This is a genomic window from Pontibacillus chungwhensis (genome assembly GCF_030166655.1).
In the GTDB taxonomy this organism is placed as follows: Bacteria; Bacillota; Bacilli; order Bacillales; family BH030062; genus Pontibacillus.
This window is the reverse complement of sequence record NZ_CP126446.1, coordinates 24,089-39,957: the sequence shown is the minus strand read 5'-3', so window position 1 is coordinate 39,957 and position 15,869 is coordinate 24,089. Positions and strand designations below refer to the sequence as shown.

The 15,869-nt window shown below is 40.7% G+C and carries 16 protein-coding genes, 1 other RNA gene and 1 riboswitch; of the genes, 5 read left to right on the top strand and 12 right to left on the bottom strand.

Translation table 11 applies throughout. The annotated features are described in order from the left end of the window. Positions 1–48: 48 nt before the first annotated feature. From QNI29_RS00200 to tadA, 6 genes are all read right to left on the bottom strand, one after another. Entirely contained in the window at positions 49–264 is a 216-nt protein-coding gene (locus tag QNI29_RS00200) for a YaaL family protein (RefSeq protein ID WP_231419382.1), read from the bottom strand. A gap of 13 nt (positions 265–277) precedes the next feature. Then, positions 278–874 carry a recombination mediator RecR gene (gene recR / locus QNI29_RS00195; protein WP_036780666.1) on the bottom strand — a complete coding sequence of 199 codons (597 nt, stop codon included), beginning with the start codon at positions 872–874 and terminating at the stop codon, positions 278–280. Between the two features lie 11 nt (positions 875–885). Beyond that, the gene (locus QNI29_RS00190; RefSeq protein WP_036780665.1) at positions 886–1,200 is read right to left on the bottom strand and encodes a YbaB/EbfC family nucleoid-associated protein; all 315 of its coding nucleotides are present in this window, start codon (positions 1,198–1,200) and stop codon (positions 886–888) included. 13 nt (positions 1,201–1,213) lie between these two features. Then, positions 1,214–2,914, bottom strand: coding sequence for a DNA polymerase III subunit gamma/tau (dnaX, locus tag QNI29_RS00185; RefSeq protein WP_231419383.1), 1,701 nt, complete (start codon positions 2,912–2,914; stop codon positions 1,214–1,216). Between the two features lie 156 nt (positions 2,915–3,070). Next, an RNA gene (gene ffs, locus QNI29_RS00180) (signal recognition particle sRNA large type) lies at positions 3,071–3,336 on the bottom strand. Between the two features lie 107 nt (positions 3,337–3,443). Then, entirely contained in the window at positions 3,444–3,923 is a 480-nt protein-coding gene (gene tadA, locus QNI29_RS00175) for a tRNA adenosine(34) deaminase TadA (RefSeq protein ID WP_231419384.1), read from the bottom strand. A gap of 71 nt (positions 3,924–3,994) precedes the next feature. Here tadA and QNI29_RS00170 point away from each other — a divergent pair, with 71 nt between their 5' ends. The 4 genes from QNI29_RS00170 (at position 3,995) to QNI29_RS00155 (ending at position 7,687) form a co-directional block, all read left to right on the top strand. After that, the gene (locus QNI29_RS00170; protein WP_370635534.1) at positions 3,995–4,531 is read left to right on the top strand and encodes a cysteine hydrolase family protein; all 537 of its coding nucleotides are present in this window, start codon (positions 3,995–3,997) and stop codon (positions 4,529–4,531) included. Positions 4,532–4,603: 72 nt separating this feature from the next. After that, the gene (locus tag QNI29_RS00165; protein WP_231419386.1) at positions 4,604–5,893 is read left to right on the top strand and encodes a glycoside hydrolase family 18 protein; all 1,290 of its coding nucleotides are present in this window, start codon (positions 4,604–4,606) and stop codon (positions 5,891–5,893) included. Between the two features lie 33 nt (positions 5,894–5,926). Next, on the top strand, positions 5,927–7,018 hold the full coding sequence (locus QNI29_RS00160) for a L,D-transpeptidase (RefSeq protein ID WP_231419387.1): 1,092 nt from the start codon (positions 5,927–5,929) through the stop codon (positions 7,016–7,018). Positions 7,019–7,102: 84 nt separating this feature from the next. Beyond that, entirely contained in the window at positions 7,103–7,687 is a 585-nt protein-coding gene (locus QNI29_RS00155) for a DUF421 domain-containing protein (RefSeq protein WP_231419388.1), read from the top strand. Between the two features lie 4 nt (positions 7,688–7,691). On the opposite strand, the gene QNI29_RS00150 is transcribed toward QNI29_RS00155, so the two are convergent. The 6 genes from QNI29_RS00150 to aldA form a co-directional block, all read right to left on the bottom strand. Further along, positions 7,692–8,450: a DUF3891 family protein gene (locus QNI29_RS00150; protein WP_231419389.1), complete on the bottom strand. Its 759-nt coding sequence runs from the start codon at positions 8,448–8,450 to the stop codon at positions 7,692–7,694. A gap of 91 nt (positions 8,451–8,541) precedes the next feature. Further along, complete coding sequence (locus QNI29_RS00145; protein WP_255688828.1) at positions 8,542–9,054, bottom strand: type 1 glutamine amidotransferase domain-containing protein; 513 nt, start codon at positions 9,052–9,054, stop codon at positions 8,542–8,544. Positions 9,055–9,132: 78 nt separating this feature from the next. After that, complete coding sequence (locus QNI29_RS00140; protein WP_231419390.1) at positions 9,133–10,446, bottom strand: lysine N(6)-hydroxylase/L-ornithine N(5)-oxygenase family protein; 1,314 nt, start codon at positions 10,444–10,446, stop codon at positions 9,133–9,135. Between the two features lie 190 nt (positions 10,447–10,636). Then, positions 10,637–11,077: an Rrf2 family transcriptional regulator gene (locus QNI29_RS00135; RefSeq protein WP_231419391.1), complete on the bottom strand. Its 441-nt coding sequence runs from the start codon at positions 11,075–11,077 to the stop codon at positions 10,637–10,639. Positions 11,078–11,394: 317 nt separating this feature from the next. Continuing rightward, the gene (gene acsA, locus QNI29_RS00130; RefSeq protein ID WP_231419392.1) at positions 11,395–13,110 is read right to left on the bottom strand and encodes an acetate--CoA ligase; all 1,716 of its coding nucleotides are present in this window, start codon (positions 13,108–13,110) and stop codon (positions 11,395–11,397) included. A gap of 221 nt (positions 13,111–13,331) precedes the next feature. Next, on the bottom strand, positions 13,332–14,780 hold the full coding sequence (aldA, locus tag QNI29_RS00125) for an aldehyde dehydrogenase (RefSeq protein ID WP_231419393.1): 1,449 nt from the start codon (positions 14,778–14,780) through the stop codon (positions 13,332–13,334). Positions 14,781–14,923: 143 nt separating this feature from the next. Then, positions 14,924–14,968: riboswitch (PreQ1 riboswitch) on the top strand. Between the two features lie 65 nt (positions 14,969–15,033). Here aldA and queF point away from each other — a divergent pair. Continuing rightward, positions 15,034–15,531 carry a preQ(1) synthase gene (gene queF, locus QNI29_RS00120; RefSeq protein ID WP_231419394.1) on the top strand — a complete coding sequence of 166 codons (498 nt, stop codon included), beginning with the start codon at positions 15,034–15,036 and terminating at the stop codon, positions 15,529–15,531. Positions 15,532–15,869: the final 338 nt, after the last annotated feature.

Here is a 15,869-nt window from a genome sequence, read left to right as displayed (position 1 = left end):
GTCCTACATTAAATGTATGACCTGCATAAGGAGGAAATGACACTTTCATTAGTGATTAGCTCTTATTTTTCGTTGTCTTGCTTCTTTTAATAAATAGAAATATTTCGCTTCTACTAAACGTAAATCCATAAGTCCCTTTTCACTCGCATCGATACTATGCTCCATTATTCGCTCAAGAGACTCCCATTCCTGCTTGAGACGTTGTATTTCATCGAGAAGCTGTCTATCATATTCTTCTTTCTTAAACTTTTTGCGTCTGAACATGGTGTCTCCTCTTTTACAGTTCTCTTCTACCTTCTAACGCTTTAGATAATGTTACTTCATCCGCATATTCAAGGTCTCCACCCACAGGTAATCCATGAGCAATTCTTGTAGTCCGTATACCAGCTGGTTTGACTAAGCGTGAAATGTACATAGCTGTAGCTTCTCCTTCAATATTAGGATTCGTCGCAATAATGAGTTCCTGTACTCCTTCATCCTGAAGACGGTTAATCAGACTAGATATATTTATATCTTCAGGTCCTATACCGTCCATTGGAGAGATGGCTCCATTCAGTACGTGGTATCTACCACTAAACTCTTTCATTTTCTCCATCGCTATAACATCTTTCGGATCCTGGACGACACAGATGACACTTGAATCCCGTTGTTCATCCTGACAAATAGCGCATGGATCTTGGTCTGTAATATGACCGCATGTAGAGCAATGGGTTAATTCCCTTTTTGCACTTACTAATGCTTTGGCAAAATCTAAAACATCATCTTCTTGCATTTCCAATACGAAAAAAGCCAGGCGCGCAGCCGTCTTGGGCCCAATCCCTGGCAATTTCGTAAAACTATCGATCAATTTGGAAATGGGTTCCGGATAATACATCTCAATTCCCCCTAGAACATTCCAGGCATATTCATTCCTTTAGTGAATTGTCCCATTGTATCGTTTGTTTTATCATCTACTTGTTTTAACACATCGTTCGTTGCTGCAAGGATTAAGTCTTGTAGCATATCTACATCGTCTGGGTCTACTACGTCTTCTTGAATCTCTACATCTGTAATTTCTTTCTTACCATTGGCTACAACCTTAACAACTCCACCGCCAGCAGTAGCTTCAAAACTCATCTCATGTAGTTCCTCTTGAGCTTTCATCATTTTCTTTTGCATCTTCTGCATTTGTTTCATCATATTATTCATATTACCTTTCATGGCAATACCTCCTTTAGTCTTCTTGAATATCTAATAACTCATCGCCAACTAACTTACGCGCTTCTGCAATAAGTGGATCCTCCTGTTGAGATTCCTCTTCCGGCTGATCTTGTTGGCGTTGTTTCTGTACATATTCTTCACGCAACTCTTGCCAATTCGTTTCAGGGATTGGAATAATGGTAATTTCTTTCCCCATAAACTCAGCCAATTGCTGTTGGATAATAGCTTGGTTCTCAAGAGCAAGTGAACAATGAATTTCATATTTAAAGGATAGGACAATCGCATTGTCAGATGCAGCTCTTGGTGTACTGTTCATCAACCTAGCATGGGCAGGAGGACTTGTCTGTCTTAGAGAGTCCATAAAACTAGCCCACTGATTTTTAATGGTTTGTAAGTCTTGTTTTGAAGCCTCGTTCATAACATGCCGTATGCGTTCAAACGGAATTTTGTACGAGTTCTTACGATTTGCACGTTGTTGTGGTCGTTTTTGTTCTTGAGCAGAAGTAGCTGCCGCTGCCGGCTGTTGTTGAATAGTGGCTAACCGTTTTTCTAAAGCTTCTACTTGTTGTTGCAGTTTCTGCACAGACTCTGGTTCAACTGAAGAAGATTGGGCTGCTAGTTTAGGTATCCCTTGAATCTCACATATGTTCAACATAGCTATTTCAATGAATACCTTTGGGCTATTCGTCCATTTCATCTCCTGCTGACACTGGTTCAGTACTGATATGGTCTGCTGAATCCAGTCTGCTGTAATCGAAGAACTCAACTGCTTAAATGCTTCATCAGGGATAGCTCGTTCCAGGATATCTTCAAGCCCAGGGGCACTTTGATAAAGAAGAAGATCCCGTAAATAGTAGATAAGATCAAAAATAAAGCGTCCCGGGTCTTTCCCTTCTTGAATAAGCGAGTCCACATGTTGCAACGTCTCTTTTACTTCATTTCTCTGTAATGTTTCGACGATCGTAGCTAACTTTTGCTGCGATACAGATCCAGTGACAGCTAGCACATCATCAATGGCTACCTGGTCTTCACTATAGGAGATGGCTTGGTCCAATAAGCTAAGAGCATCTCGCATTCCACCTTCAGCGGAAAGAGCTACAGCTTCTAAGGCTTCCCTCGTTACACCTATTTGCTCTCGGTCAACAATATACTCCATCCGTTCCACAAGTGCTCCTTGTGAAATTCGTTTAAAGTCAAAACGCTGACACCTTGAAATAATAGTGAGAGGGATTTTATGAGGTTCCGTTGTTGCTAATATAAATATGACATGTTTAGGAGGCTCTTCTAATGTTTTTAATAAAGCATTAAATGCCCCGATAGAAAGCATGTGAACTTCATCGACAATATACACTTTATAAGGGACAGAACTTGGTGCATACTTCACCTTATCTCGTATATCACGAATTTGTTCCACTCCATTATTAGATGCTGCATCAATTTCTATAACATCTGATATGGAACCATCTTGTATACCTAAACACGCTGAGCATTCGTTGCATGGCTCTTTCACAGGAGAACGCTCACAGTTTACAGCTTTAGCAAAGATTTTTGCAGCACTGGTCTTCCCTGTCCCACGGGGTCCTGAGAACAAATAAGCGTGGGAAAACTTATTCTGGACAGTCGCATTTTGCAGAGTACGTGTTATGTGTGTTTGTCCAACGACATCAGAAAAGTTTTTCGGACGCCATACCCGGTATAAAGCCTGATAACTCATTGTTCCCAATCTCCTTTATGGTTTCTTCCTCATTATACCTAAATCTAGAGGGGCATTTCAAAAGTTATTTCCCTCTCGTTACCACCTATTTAGAAGTAGTTTTTTTATAATAAAAAACTCACCTTAAGTCAGGTGAGTTGTGTTTATGTATTGGCGCCGTGCACCCACCGTCGATGAGGCGGCCCCAAGCGTTACTTGAGTTCATGGCTCGACCCGGGCTGTCCCGCAACACACGGGAATGACCGCTTACTGCTGCTTCCTTCCGGACCTGACAGGATTTACGGGTTCCCATTGTGCGGGACCCGGGTGTCAACACCAATCCCTCAAGGCAGACCTTGAAACCGCCCCACCTTGGGTGGGAATTCGGCCTCGCTATAGCGGATTGCGAGTACAGGACACCGCTACCTTCCCGCTTAGCACGGCAAACTTGTTATCAATTTGTTCATTGCGCCTCTAGTAAGTGCGCAATAAATAGTATATCTATTTTTTCTTTAAAATGCAAACGAAATTAAAGCTTCTGTTCTGTAAGTTATTGTAAATCCCGTTTAGCCCTCTTCTTTCTCTCCCTTAATTGGCGAAAAAAATCAGTGAGAAGGCTGCTACACTCAGATTGCTTCACTTCGGCAACCACTTCACACGTATGATTAAAGCGATCATCTTGCAACAGATTCATGAGAGAACCTACACAACCAGCTTTTTGATCGTATGCCCCAAAGATAACACGAGGTATTCTAGATTGCAATATGGCCCCAGCACACATCGGGCATGGTTCTAAGGTTACATATAGCGTGCATTCTTCTAACCTCCAACTCCCTACTACCCGATTTGCACGTTCAATGGCAATGAATTCGGCATGAGAAGAGGCTAATTGCTCTGTTTCACGAACATTGTGTCCTGTCGCGATGACCTCGCCGTCTTTTACGATGACAGCACCAATAGGCACCTCGCCTTTTTGTGCCGCTTTCTCCGCTTCTTGAATAGCCATTTCCATAAATGTTATGTCATTCATATTATCACTTCACTTTACTTGTTTAATTCTTATCACTCTAGAAAGAATAACAGTAAAAGGGAGGTTACATGATGAAGACCAAAAGAACTGCTATTCTCTTCATTGATTTGATTAACGATTTTCAATTCCAACATGGATCAACATTGCTAAATGAATGCCATTCTATGCTACCGAACATTTTACGATTAAAATCCTATGCAAACAAGCACAACCTTCCTATTATCTACATAAATGATCATTATAAACTTTGGCAAGCAGACCTAGACAGGATTGTAGATAAATGTAGAAATGAGCAAAACCATACATTTCTTAATCAGATTATACCCGCACAATCAGATTACTTCCTTATTAAACCGAAACACTCTGCTTTCCACCAAACAGCTCTTCAAGCTTTGCTTGTGGAGTTAAAAGTAGACCACCTTATCATAAGCGGTATTGCAGGCAACATTTGTGTGTTATTTACAGCAAACGACGCTTATATGCGTGAATACACATTACACGTTCCCTCTGATTGCATCGCATCTAATGATCCTGAGGATAACATTTATGCTTTAAAAATGATGAAAAACGTTTTAAAAGCTGATGTTTCTCCTATTCGTAAAACATGATCCAATCATACTTCAGCCCCTTTCTACATATGTCTTAATTAGTTAAGCATTTACAAAGAAGGGGGCAATGGTGTGCAAATTCATGTCGTGTCTTCAGGTGAAAGTCTCTATAGTATTGCAAATCAGTACAGTGTTTCAATGGAGGAAATCGTTAAAGCAAATGAATTGGATGCGCCTAATGATCTGGTCATCGGTCAAGCCTTAGTCATCCCAGACCGGGGTGAGTATTATTTTGTACAAAAAGGGGATTCTCTATATTCTATTGCCAAGCAGTACGGTCTAACAGCCCAGGAGCTGGCTAATATCAATAACATACCGGTTGATCAACCTCTTCCTCTAAATTTACGTCTATATATTCCACCACAACCCAAAGTAAAAGCAGCTTTTAATGGGTATGCAGAAACCTATGGTGATCAAGTATCCAAAGAGTTAGAGGACTATGTGAGAGAGCATGCTAAATCACTATCCTACCTGGCACCGTTTAGTTATGAAATTAACCGCGATGGGTCATTGGTAGAACCTCCTCTAAATGATTATTTTTCAATAGCAAAACAAAACAATGTTGAAATGATGCTAGTCGTAAATAACATTGAAGAAGGTGGTTTCAGTAAAGAATTAGGACGCCTTATTGTGACAGACGCCACACTACAAGATAAACTTCTTGATAATATAATCAAGACGGCAAAGGAAAAAGGGTTCGGCGATGTTCATTTTGATTTTGAATTTCTTCCTCCTGATACGAGGGAAGACTACAACTCCTTTTTGCGAAAAGCCAAAAAACGCCTTTCAGCTGAAGGACTTCAAATGTCTACAGCGCTCGCTCCTAAAAAAAGTGCTGAGCAAACAGGAGCTTGGTATAGCGCACATGATTACAAAGCGCACGGTGAGATTGCCGATTTCGTCGTCCTCATGACATATGAATGGGGGTATAGCGGTGGACCGCCTATGCCTGTTTCACCTATTGAACCCGTCAGAAACGTAGTAGAGTACGCTTTAAGCGTCATGCCAGCTGAAAAGATCTTTCTTGGCCAGAACCTATATGGTTATGACTGGACTCTCCCATATAAAAAAGGTAATGAACCAGCCGAGGCACTTTCTCCTCAAAAAGCAATTCGTAGGGCACGAGAAAATAATGTGGAAATTCAATTTGACGAAGAAGCCAAGGCCCCTTTCTATACGTATAAAGATGCGGATGGGAAAAAACATGAAGTTTGGTTTGAGGATGCGAGATCCATACAAGCTAAATTCGACCTCGTAAAAGAACTTGGTTTGAAAGGCGTAAGCTATTGGAAGTTGGGGCTTCCATTCCCCCAAAACTGGGAACTGCTTGAGAATCAATTCGACGTTGTTAAACGTTCCTAAAAAAACAGAAAGGAAGAAGGGGGAAAACAGTTTGTGAAGTCTTCCGAAGTTCTCGTTGAAGTAAAGCCTAATATATTTCTCTCAAAGCATGATCCCGGCTATTTAAGGAAGTACTTGCATTATCGTCCTTATGACGCGGATAAGTGGGTTGAATATGCAAATGAAGCAATGAGTAGCGGAGATCACAAAGCGTATAAGGCCAGGTTAAAGAAGGCAGCTCAGCTTGGGCACCTGGGGGCAATGAGGGCAATCCGCCCCTCATCTGTCCCTATTATAACTTCCAATAAAGAGAGAGCTGTCCCATCCTTCATTTGGTATATCGTGTTGTTATGTCTCCTATTCTTAATCGGCTTTCTACTTACCTACTTCATCCTCCATCACACTTTGTACCAAGAAGTCGCAATAGAACAACACTACTATGAACAAAACGTATTCCATCGACCCACTCTTCCCATTGAGACTCCTGCCTCACCTACCCAAGGGGAACTCGCCTTAGCTACAGTCCAAACAGCCTTATCTAGCTATCAGAAGGATCATGGAACATACCCCTCTTTCATTAAAGATTTAATTCAAGATTATCCTAATAACTATCTATCAGTTGCCCCTGCTACCTTTTCCTATAGTAAAGCGGGGGATAACATCACGCTTGGCCTGTCTTCCGCTTCAGTAAAGAAAGCAATCCCAACTCTAATCCTGGTCTTTTATCCAGAAGGAAATCAATTATCTGTTGAAACCTCTGACGGAAACACTATGGCGGTTTATCCTGTCGGAAGCGGCCCTCCCTTACCTTTTCAAGAAGGTTATGTACAAGGAAGGATCGTGAAACCTAACGGAGGGGATGGGGTTTATGGAACAAGGGGATTAGTGTTGCAACATAACATAGCCATACATGGAACAAATGAGCCCACTAGCATTGGCCTAAAAGAAAGCAACGGTTGCATTCGTATGTTTAATGAAGATATTGAACGAATATATAAATACATCCCACTTGGAACACCATTTATTGTTCGTCACGAATCCCCGGACCCTCCTGTATTTCAAAATGGCCTTCCACCTTACCCAGCTCATACGCTCCTCAAGTCGGCAGATGAAGAGTCGAGCCAATCGTTTATGTGGAGACATTAAATTTTTAAAAGTGTGTTTCACCTAAACCCGTACTAAAAAACACTCCTTTGTCACAACCTATATGTGCAGAAAGGAGTGTCATGAATGATCGTTATTTTAAAGTCCATTCTTATGATAACCGCAGGCGTTTGCTTATTAAGATTTGCCGGCAGAAAATCAATTTCTCAAATGTCTTTAGCTCAAACGGTTATAATGATTTCAATTGGATCCATTATTATTCAACCCATAATCGAAACAAGTATATGGCGCACCATTGTAGCTGCTTCCGTATTTGTCTTAATGCTTATTCTATTTGAGTTCTTACAACTCAAATTTAATGGGTTCGAGAAATGGATTACCGGCAAATCACGCATTGTCATTCAGAACAGTCAACTACAGACGGCCGAACTTCGAAAGTTACGATTGTCGGTGGACCAATTAGAGATGCTTGTACGACAACAAGGCATTACTAGTCTTTCTTCGCTGAAGACGGCCACAATTGAGCCAAACGGGCAACTCGGGTACGAATTAAAGGAAGAAGAAAAGCCCCTGACAATTGGAGAGTTCAAGCGACTCATCCACCCTTCTATGCTAAAGGAAGTTCCGAATACTTCTAATCAATCCAGTACAAATATATTTGAAGAAATGACCAACCAAAAGGAATTGCATTCTGATCCAAAACTCAAATAGCCCCTTATCCTTCTATAAATGTCACAGTTCTCTCTTGCCAATCAGCTGAATGATAAGCTTTCAAAAGTTGATCACCAGAAACGGAAGGACTGATACACTTAAAAGGAATAGAGAGTGTGAAAGCATCTTCAAACGGAAATGGACGGATGCGGATTTGTGTAGAATCAACCCATTCGGCCTCCACCCCTTCTGGAGCAAAGGAGAATTTCTGCGGGAACCCGCTACGAAACCAGGATAATTCGTTTTCCTTTTTCACACCTGGTGAATTCATACAACAATAAAGAGAAAGATTATCGCAAAATTGAAGGAGATCGAGATGATCATATAGGCGAACGGGTTCTACAGGCAGAGAAGAAAGAATGGCCTCTCGCCTCCTACTTTCATTATGTAAAAACTGTTTTACCGATTTTGAAGTTGTATCGTCATTATGATAGAAAGAAGCGTAATGTAAACTACATAAAAGGGCAGCATAGGACGAAGTTTTCTCAATTTCATTAACCCCTTCTTGATAAGCTGCTACTTTCTCTTCCTCAGGATAATCAATAAAGGAATAGGGCAGGTGTTGTTCCGTATTCCACCGTGGTTTCTGATCCAACGGCACCCACGCCCGATCGTGATTCATAATAGCGTATTCAACCTCATCCTCATATCCACCTTTGGTTTTGTACTCCTTGTTCCATTTTCTTGCCATCACACCTGACACTAACGCATGATGATGTTGATTAAACATCATTATGGAATCATCATTTTTTACAACAATCATGGTTCCTCCCCCTTTTTCTATAACAAGATAAAATCCTGCAACCTTTACAGTTGCAGGATTTTTTATGAAGTCTATCTTTAAAGTGGCTACATTAGCCCAAAAGCTTCAGTGCTTCTCGGTTAAATGCCGGTATATCATCTGGCTGGCGGCTTGTTACTAGTTGATTGCCACAAACCACGACTTCTTCGTCTTTGTACGTAACGCCTGCATATTCCATATCAACCGCTATAGACGTAAAACCTGTTGCCGTTCGCCCTTCTAATGATTTAGCTGTAATTAACAGCTGAGGACCATGACAGATGGCAAAGACCGGCTTCTTCTCATCCATAAAGTGCTTGGCAAAATGAACAAAACGTTCATCTGCACGTAGCTGGTCAGGGGAGAAACCTCCAGGAATAAATAACGCATCAAAATCTTCTGGTTTCACATCATCAATGCTCTGATCAATCGTTACAGATTCATTCCCTTGCTTCCCTGTCACTGTATTGCCTTTTTGCTTTTCAATCGTTACAACTTCATGGCCAGCTTCTTTAAAAGCTTTAGCTGGATCTGTGTATTCAACATCTTCAAAAAGTTCTGTAATGACACATGCAATTTTACTCATGATGATATCCTCTCCTTCAATTTTGATTACATTTCCTTTAATTCCCTTTGTCCTCTTGTTTAAACACTACAGGCGGCTTCAATCCTTTTCTTTCATTTGAAACTGCTGAAATATAGCTCCTTCTCCCTCAGGGTATACCGTTCTACCTGCAATGGTATTGACCATTTTGATATTTCGATTTACTGAGAGACCTAAATTGTTCGCGCCCGTACCATGAGAGTGACTAATATTTGTAGTGGTAAAGATCTTATTTGGACGTTCTTCTTGAAATTTAATTTCACAATTTCGACCGACTTTAAACAGTTTCTCATCTTCATAAATAACATCTTTGGCGAATCGTTTAGTAAACCATGCAGGGATATTCGGTTTATAACCAGTAGCTAAGACCACTTTATCGGTAGAATAAGAAAATGTTTCATCCGCTTGCCATTGGTGACACTCAAGGGTGTACCCTTCTTCAGCTTGTTGTATACCACTTACCTCCGTTAGGGGTTGAATGGTAACTTTGTTCTCTTTAGAACCGATAGAACGATGATATAACCAGTTATATATATTACTTAGAGTAGAAGGATCCACCCCATTTTGTAAGGAATCAAGGTCAGAGAGTGTGTCCTTTCGTTGTTCGTATGTTAATGAATGAAAGTAAGTGACATAGTCCGGCGAGAAGAATTCCTGAGGCAACTTCGCCGTATCTAGCTGAAAGAGGCCGGGTGAACGTGTGAGCCAGGTTATCTCAAAACCATAATGGCCTTGTTCTACTAGCAGATCCTCAACAATCTCTGCAGCGCTTTGCCCAGATCCGATAACCGTAATCTTTTCTCCTTTTACAAGCTCTTCTTTCTTATATAAATAGCGACTTGTATGAACAACGTCATCTTCTGGGAGATCCTCCATCCCCTTTAGAACAAGCGGCTTACTACCTGTCCCCATCACAATATGTTTTGTATTATAATAGACTTCTTCTCCATCACGATTTCTCACGGTTACTGTGAAGAAACGTTCATCCTCTTCCCTTTTTTCCTCAACGTCTACGACCTTTTCTCCAAAGCGTAGATGGTTTAACTGATCCGCCACCCATTGTAAGTACTCATTGTACTCTTCTCTTGGAGCCTGAAGCTCTTGAAAGAAAAAGAAGGGGTACAACCGATTTTGTTTATGTAAATAATTAACAAACGAGTAGTTGCTTGTAGGATCTGCAAATGTAACTAAATCAGCAAGAAAAGGAACTTGTAGATTTGTTCCTTTAATTAACATTCCAGGATGCCATTGCAATTGCTCTGTCTGTTCAAAGAAAAGACCATTTACATCTTCTAGCGGCTCTATAAGAGCTGCCAACCCGAGATTAAATGGGCCTATTCCTACGCCGATTACATCATATATTTGATTAGACATACTTTATCCACCTTTTATACAGAGTCCTCTTCATTTTCCCTCAATTTCAGGAAAATAAAACAAAAGAGTAACCTTAGACTAGCCAGGTTACTCTTTCGCTATATGTATGGTTCAAGTAGATCCAGGGAAAAAGACGGGAAGATCTGGGTTATATGCAGAACATATAACCTCTCCTCTGTGACCCTATCACCTATTTTTCAAGGTGTAGTATTTTAGTCGCTTCATCATTTTCTTGTAAGAGATCCTTTAAAGTATACTGATTTAAAACAAAGAAGAAGGACTGCAAAGCTTCTTCTAGAGCATACTTTAACTGATCAGATGGTTTTAAAACTTCCTCTTGTGACTCTTTTTGACCATAATCTATAAGAACAAAGTCATTTTCCATTTTTCGAATGACCTCTCCAAGATTAATATTTTCAGGAGGTTCTAAAAGTTTAATTCCACCTGATCGTCCCCTAATCGTTTGTATAAGTTCAAGTTTCCCAAGATGAAAAACCACCTTACTTAAGTGGTTCTGGGAGATTCCAAATGCTTGAGAAATCTCTTTTATTGAAGATAAATGATCTTGCTCTTTAGAACCTACGTATACGAGGACGCGCAAAGAGTAATCTGTGTACTTTTTTAGACGCATACATTTTGCTCCTTTATAGCCGTCAGTTTTTATTATATTATTATAACAAAGAATTTCCTTCCTAACGAACTATAATAATGATTACCCTAAAACGTCCATTACTGCAAAACCCTGGTATATCAGCTATTTAAAGTAAATTTTATTACTAACTTAAATTTATTGAAAATTATTTAACAACCTTAACCCCGAAAGGAATAAGTGTAATTTTATTATACTCTGCTAAATATACCATTTTATAAACATTTTACTTATGCCCACTTCTTATATTTATTTCACATAAATAAAAGGCTGTTCCTGTTTGGAACAGCCCAATACTTTTACTCTTCTAGCGTAGATACATCTCCGGTTGGAAGCCCTAACTCCCAAGACTTCAGCAATCGACGCATGATCTTACCACTACGGGTTTTTGGAATGGTATCTTTTACTTCTAGCTCACGAGGTGCAGCATGAGCACTTAACCCTTTCTTTACAAATTGACGAATCTCTTCTAAAAGCTCGTCTGATTCTGAATATCCTTCGTTTAACGTAATAAATGCTTTAATGATTTCTCCTCGCTCAGGATCCGGTTTACCAATAACGCCGGCTTCTGAAACGGCAGGGTGTTCAATTAATTTGCTTTCTACTTCAAAAGGTCCTACCCGTTCACCAGACGTATTAATAACATCATCCAGACGTCCTTGGAACCAAAAATAACCTTCCTCATCTTTATACGCACTATCCCCTGAAATGTACCATCCATTTAAGAAGTAGCTTTCATACTTCTCTGGTCGCTTCCATATAGCGCGCATCATAGAAGGCCAAGGGGCTTTAACAGCTAAATTACCCATTTGATTAGGCGGTAGTTCGTTCCCTTCATTATCAATAATAGAAGCAACGATCCCTGGGAATGGTTTCCCCATAGAGCCTGGTTTCATATCAAGAGCAGGGAAATTACAAATTAATTGACCTCCTGTTTCTGTCATCCACCATGTATCGTGAATGCGAAGCTCTAATGCATTCATTCCCCAGGCAATAACTTCAGGGTTAAGTGGTTCCCCTACACTGAGTACATGGCGAAGATTCTTCAGGTTGTATTGTTTAACAATATCCTCACCAGCACTCATTAACTTACGGAACGCTGTCGGTGCAGAATACCACACAGTGATCTCTTGATCTTGCAGTGTTTCATACCACTGTTCAGGACTAAATCGCCCTCCACGTACCAAGTTAGTAACGCCATTTAGCCAAGGGGCGAAAATCCCGTAACTTGTGCCTGTTACCCAGCCAGGGTCTGCTGTACACCAGTAGATATCATCTTCTTTTAAATCCAATACCCATTTACCTGTTTGATAGTGTTGTAACATGGCATTGTGAACATGGTACACCCCTTTTGGTTTACCAGTAGACCCGGAAGTATAATGAAGAAGCATACCATCTTCTAAATCCACCCACTCCACATCAAAACTTTTAGAGGCTTCTTTCATTTCCGCGTAATAATCAATATACGCATCCCCTGTGTGATCAGAGTCTCCTACCAAGACGATTTTCTTTAAGTGAGGTAAATCTTCAAAAGGTACTCGCTCTAATAGCTCCGGTGTCGTTACCAACATGGAAGCTTCACTATCTTCTAAACGATCACGAACCGCTTGCTCCATAAACGCTTCAAACAGTGGACCAGCAATGGCTCCGACCTTTAAGATCCCGAGGAAAGCGGAGTAAAACTCCGGACTTCTAGGCATGAAAAGAAAGATACGATCTTCTTTCTCTACCCCGTATTTTTTCAATACATTAGCAAATTGATTACTCGATTGTTTTAAATCTGTAAAAGTCAGTTTTTCTTCCCGATCGGGTGCAGAGTAAATAAGGGCAACTTGATCTGCCTTATCTGGATTTTCAGCATGGCGGTCAATGGCTTCGTACGCGATATTTACTTTCCCTGACGTATGCCAGCTAAAATTGGATTTAGCTTCATCCCAATTAAAATTTTGATACGTTTCCTCATAGTTCTTCATGTTGTAGTTTCCACTTTTGGTTTCAATACGTTGCATGTTCATCCAATCACCTCGTCCCCATTTTGTAAACGATTACAGTCTTCTTTAAAAAAGAAGGTTCGTTTGAAGCTGAAACTATTTAAAAATTCCGTTAATTAATTCTATTGTATGGGATTCACGAATAAATTTAAAGTCATAACCCTCACAATAACTGGAATATACTAGTCAGAGAATGAAAAAAGCCCTGCAAGATAAAATCTCACAGGACTTTTTCCACGTTTCTATTATTTCTTACTGGAGTTATAATCCATATAAACCACTTGCGTTACAAGGAAGTCTTCGACACCGTGCTTACCGTCGGCGCCACCTATACCAGACTTACGAAGTCCTTGGTGATACCCTTGGACCGCTTCCATGTTCTCACGGTTTACATATGTTTCCCCGAACTTAAGTTCATTTACGATACGCATGGCTTCACTAAGGTCTTCTGTATATACAGAAGAGGATAGTCCATAAACTGTATCGTTTCCTTTTTCAATGGCTTCATCAATAGTGGAGAACGTCACAACCGGAATAACAGGCCCAAAGATCTCTTCCTGTACAACCGTCATATCATGAGTAGCATCAGCTAGGATGGTCGGTTCATAGAAGAAACCTTTCTCCTGGTCACCACGCTTACCTCCTGTTACGATACGAGCTCCTTCACTCACAGCACTCTCTACCATTTTTTCAACCTCTTGAATACGGTCTTCACTAATTAAAGGACCTACATCCGCTTCTTTGTCCTGAAGAGGATTTCCGAGTTTTTGATTTTCGAAGGATTTTTGGAGACGATTAATAAACTCCTCCGCTACACTTTCATGTACATAGACTCTTTCAGCATTTGTACAAGCTTGTCCATTATTAATCAGGCGAGATTGCATCACATTTTCTACCGCCACGTCTAAGTTTGCGTTCGCCGTTACAATAGCTGGCGCTTTACCGCCCAGTTCCAGATTAACTTTTGTAATATTCTGCGCAGCCGCTTCCATAACCTTGGTACCAGCACCCACGCTACCTGTCATTGAGATCATATGAACTTTCTCGTGGGTAGCCATGGCATTACCAAGCGTACCTCCAGTACCTGTGATAAAGTTATAAATTCCTTTCGGCAAGTCCATACCATCAATGATCTTAGTAAACTCCGCTGCTGTATTTGGTGTTTGTTGACTCGGTTTTAGTACAATAGAACAACCTGTCACAAGGGATGTAGCAACTTTACGGGCTAAAATAAACATAGGGAAGTTCCACGGAACGATACCTGCTACTACGCCAATAGGTTTCTTATAAACCATGATGTTTTCATTTGGTCGATCACTTGGAACAATTTCTCCCTCTATTCTTCTTGCCCATTCTGACATGTATCGGAAATAATCTATAGCAAGGTCGATTTCCCCACTTGCTAATTCATATGCTTTCCCTTGCTCTTCTTGTAGTAATTGAATAAATGTATCGCGTTTCTCTGCTATTTTATCTCCCATCTCACGTACTGCTTCACCGCGTTTAATAGCGGGGGTAAGTTCCCATTCCTTCTGAGCATGAAAAGCTGCCTCAACAGCTTTGTTCACATCTTCCTCAGTCCCTTTTGGGGTTCTTGAAATAACTTCTTCTGTCGATGGATTTATAATATCAATAAACTCACTGCCTGTAGACTCAACATATTCGCCGTTAATGTATAATTTATGGGGTTGCATGAGAATCCTCCTTAAATGAGTGTTCTCTACAAATTTACCTCGTTATCTAGAAATCAAAACTTTTTAGTAGGTTACTAGCGCGCGTTGACACCTTTGACTCCCCCTTATATACTAAAGTTATTAACAGTATAGGACATTCCGAATTGGGAGAGGTTCTAGCTAAACCCTCTATAAAAAACTAAAGGACGAGAGGTGAATCTTCCATGAGAAGAGCATCCTCTTTTTTTGTTCTTTGAGAAAGTGGTGACCAACTATGGCAGGAAGAAAAGACGAAGAATTAGAAGGAGTAACATTACTCGGTAATCAAGGAACGAGTTACTCATTTGATTACGACCCAGACGTATTAGAGTCATTTGATAACAAACATCCACAGCGAGATTATTTCGTTAAATTTAATTGCCCAGAATTCACAACACTGTGCCCTAAAACAGGCCAGCCAGATTTCGCAACCATTTATATTAGTTACATTCCAGGAGAAAAGATGGTGGAAAGTAAATCCTTAAAGCTTTACCTTTTCAGCTTCCGCAATCACGGCGATTTCCATGAAGACAGTATGAATATCATTATGAACGATTTAATCAACCTTATGGACCCTCGTTATATTGAAGTATGGGGTAAATTCACACCAAGAGGCGGCATCTCAATCGACCCTTACTGCAACTACGGAAAACCAAACACCAAGTACGAAAAAATGGCCGAACACCGCCTAATGAATCATGATATGTATCCGGAGAAGATTGATAATAGATAGAAAAGCGCAGGCGACTGTTTAGCCCCGTACGCATAAGCAAGCTAACGGAAGTGGCTGAAGGCCACTGGAGTTAGATTGCTTATGACGCTAGGGGCTAGGAGCCGGAGCTAGACACCATAGAAAAGCGCAGGCGGGTTGGTCAGGACCGTACGGATAAGAAAAGCCACGGAAGTGAGCTTGTCTCACTGCAGTGGCTTTTCTTATCTCGCTAGGTCCTACCCGCCGGAGCTAGACATTAGAAAAGCGCAGGCGGGTTGAAGGAAATGAGGAAGTTCGACTAAGAACGTCACATCCTGTGACAACATCGAACGACCCCACGTCCTGTGGGGCCGGAGAAG

Coding starts and splice junctions, on each gene's coding strand:
- QNI29_RS00200 (WP_231419382.1), bottom strand. CDS start 264: ATGTTCAGACGCAAAAAGTTTAAGAAAGAAGAATATGATAGACAGCTT.
- recR (WP_036780666.1), bottom strand. CDS start 874: ATGTATTATCCGGAACCCATTTCCAAATTGATCGATAGTTTTACGAAA.
- QNI29_RS00190 (WP_036780665.1), bottom strand. CDS start 1,200: ATGAAAGGTAATATGAATAATATGATGAAACAAATGCAGAAGATGCAA.
- dnaX (WP_231419383.1), bottom strand. CDS start 2,914: ATGAGTTATCAGGCTTTATACCGGGTATGGCGTCCGAAAAACTTTTCT.
- tadA (WP_231419384.1), bottom strand. CDS start 3,923: ATGAATGACATAACATTTATGGAAATGGCTATTCAAGAAGCGGAGAAA.
- QNI29_RS00170 (WP_370635534.1), top strand. CDS start 3,995: ATGAAGACCAAAAGAACTGCTATTCTCTTCATTGATTTGATTAACGAT.
- QNI29_RS00155 (WP_231419388.1), top strand. CDS start 7,103: ATGATCGTTATTTTAAAGTCCATTCTTATGATAACCGCAGGCGTTTGC.
- QNI29_RS00150 (WP_231419389.1), bottom strand. CDS start 8,450: ATGATTGTTGTAAAAAATGATGATTCCATAATGATGTTTAATCAACAT.
- QNI29_RS00145 (WP_255688828.1), bottom strand. CDS start 9,054: ATGAGTAAAATTGCATGTGTCATTACAGAACTTTTTGAAGATGTTGAA.
- QNI29_RS00140 (WP_231419390.1), bottom strand. CDS start 10,446: ATGTCTAATCAAATATATGATGTAATCGGCGTAGGAATAGGCCCATTT.
- QNI29_RS00135 (WP_231419391.1), bottom strand. CDS start 11,077: ATGCGTCTAAAAAAGTACACAGATTACTCTTTGCGCGTCCTCGTATAC.
- acsA (WP_231419392.1), bottom strand. CDS start 13,110: ATGAACATGCAACGTATTGAAACCAAAAGTGGAAACTACAACATGAAG.
- aldA (WP_231419393.1), bottom strand. CDS start 14,780: ATGCAACCCCATAAATTATACATTAACGGCGAATATGTTGAGTCTACA.
- queF (WP_231419394.1), top strand. CDS start 15,034: ATGGCAGGAAGAAAAGACGAAGAATTAGAAGGAGTAACATTACTCGGT.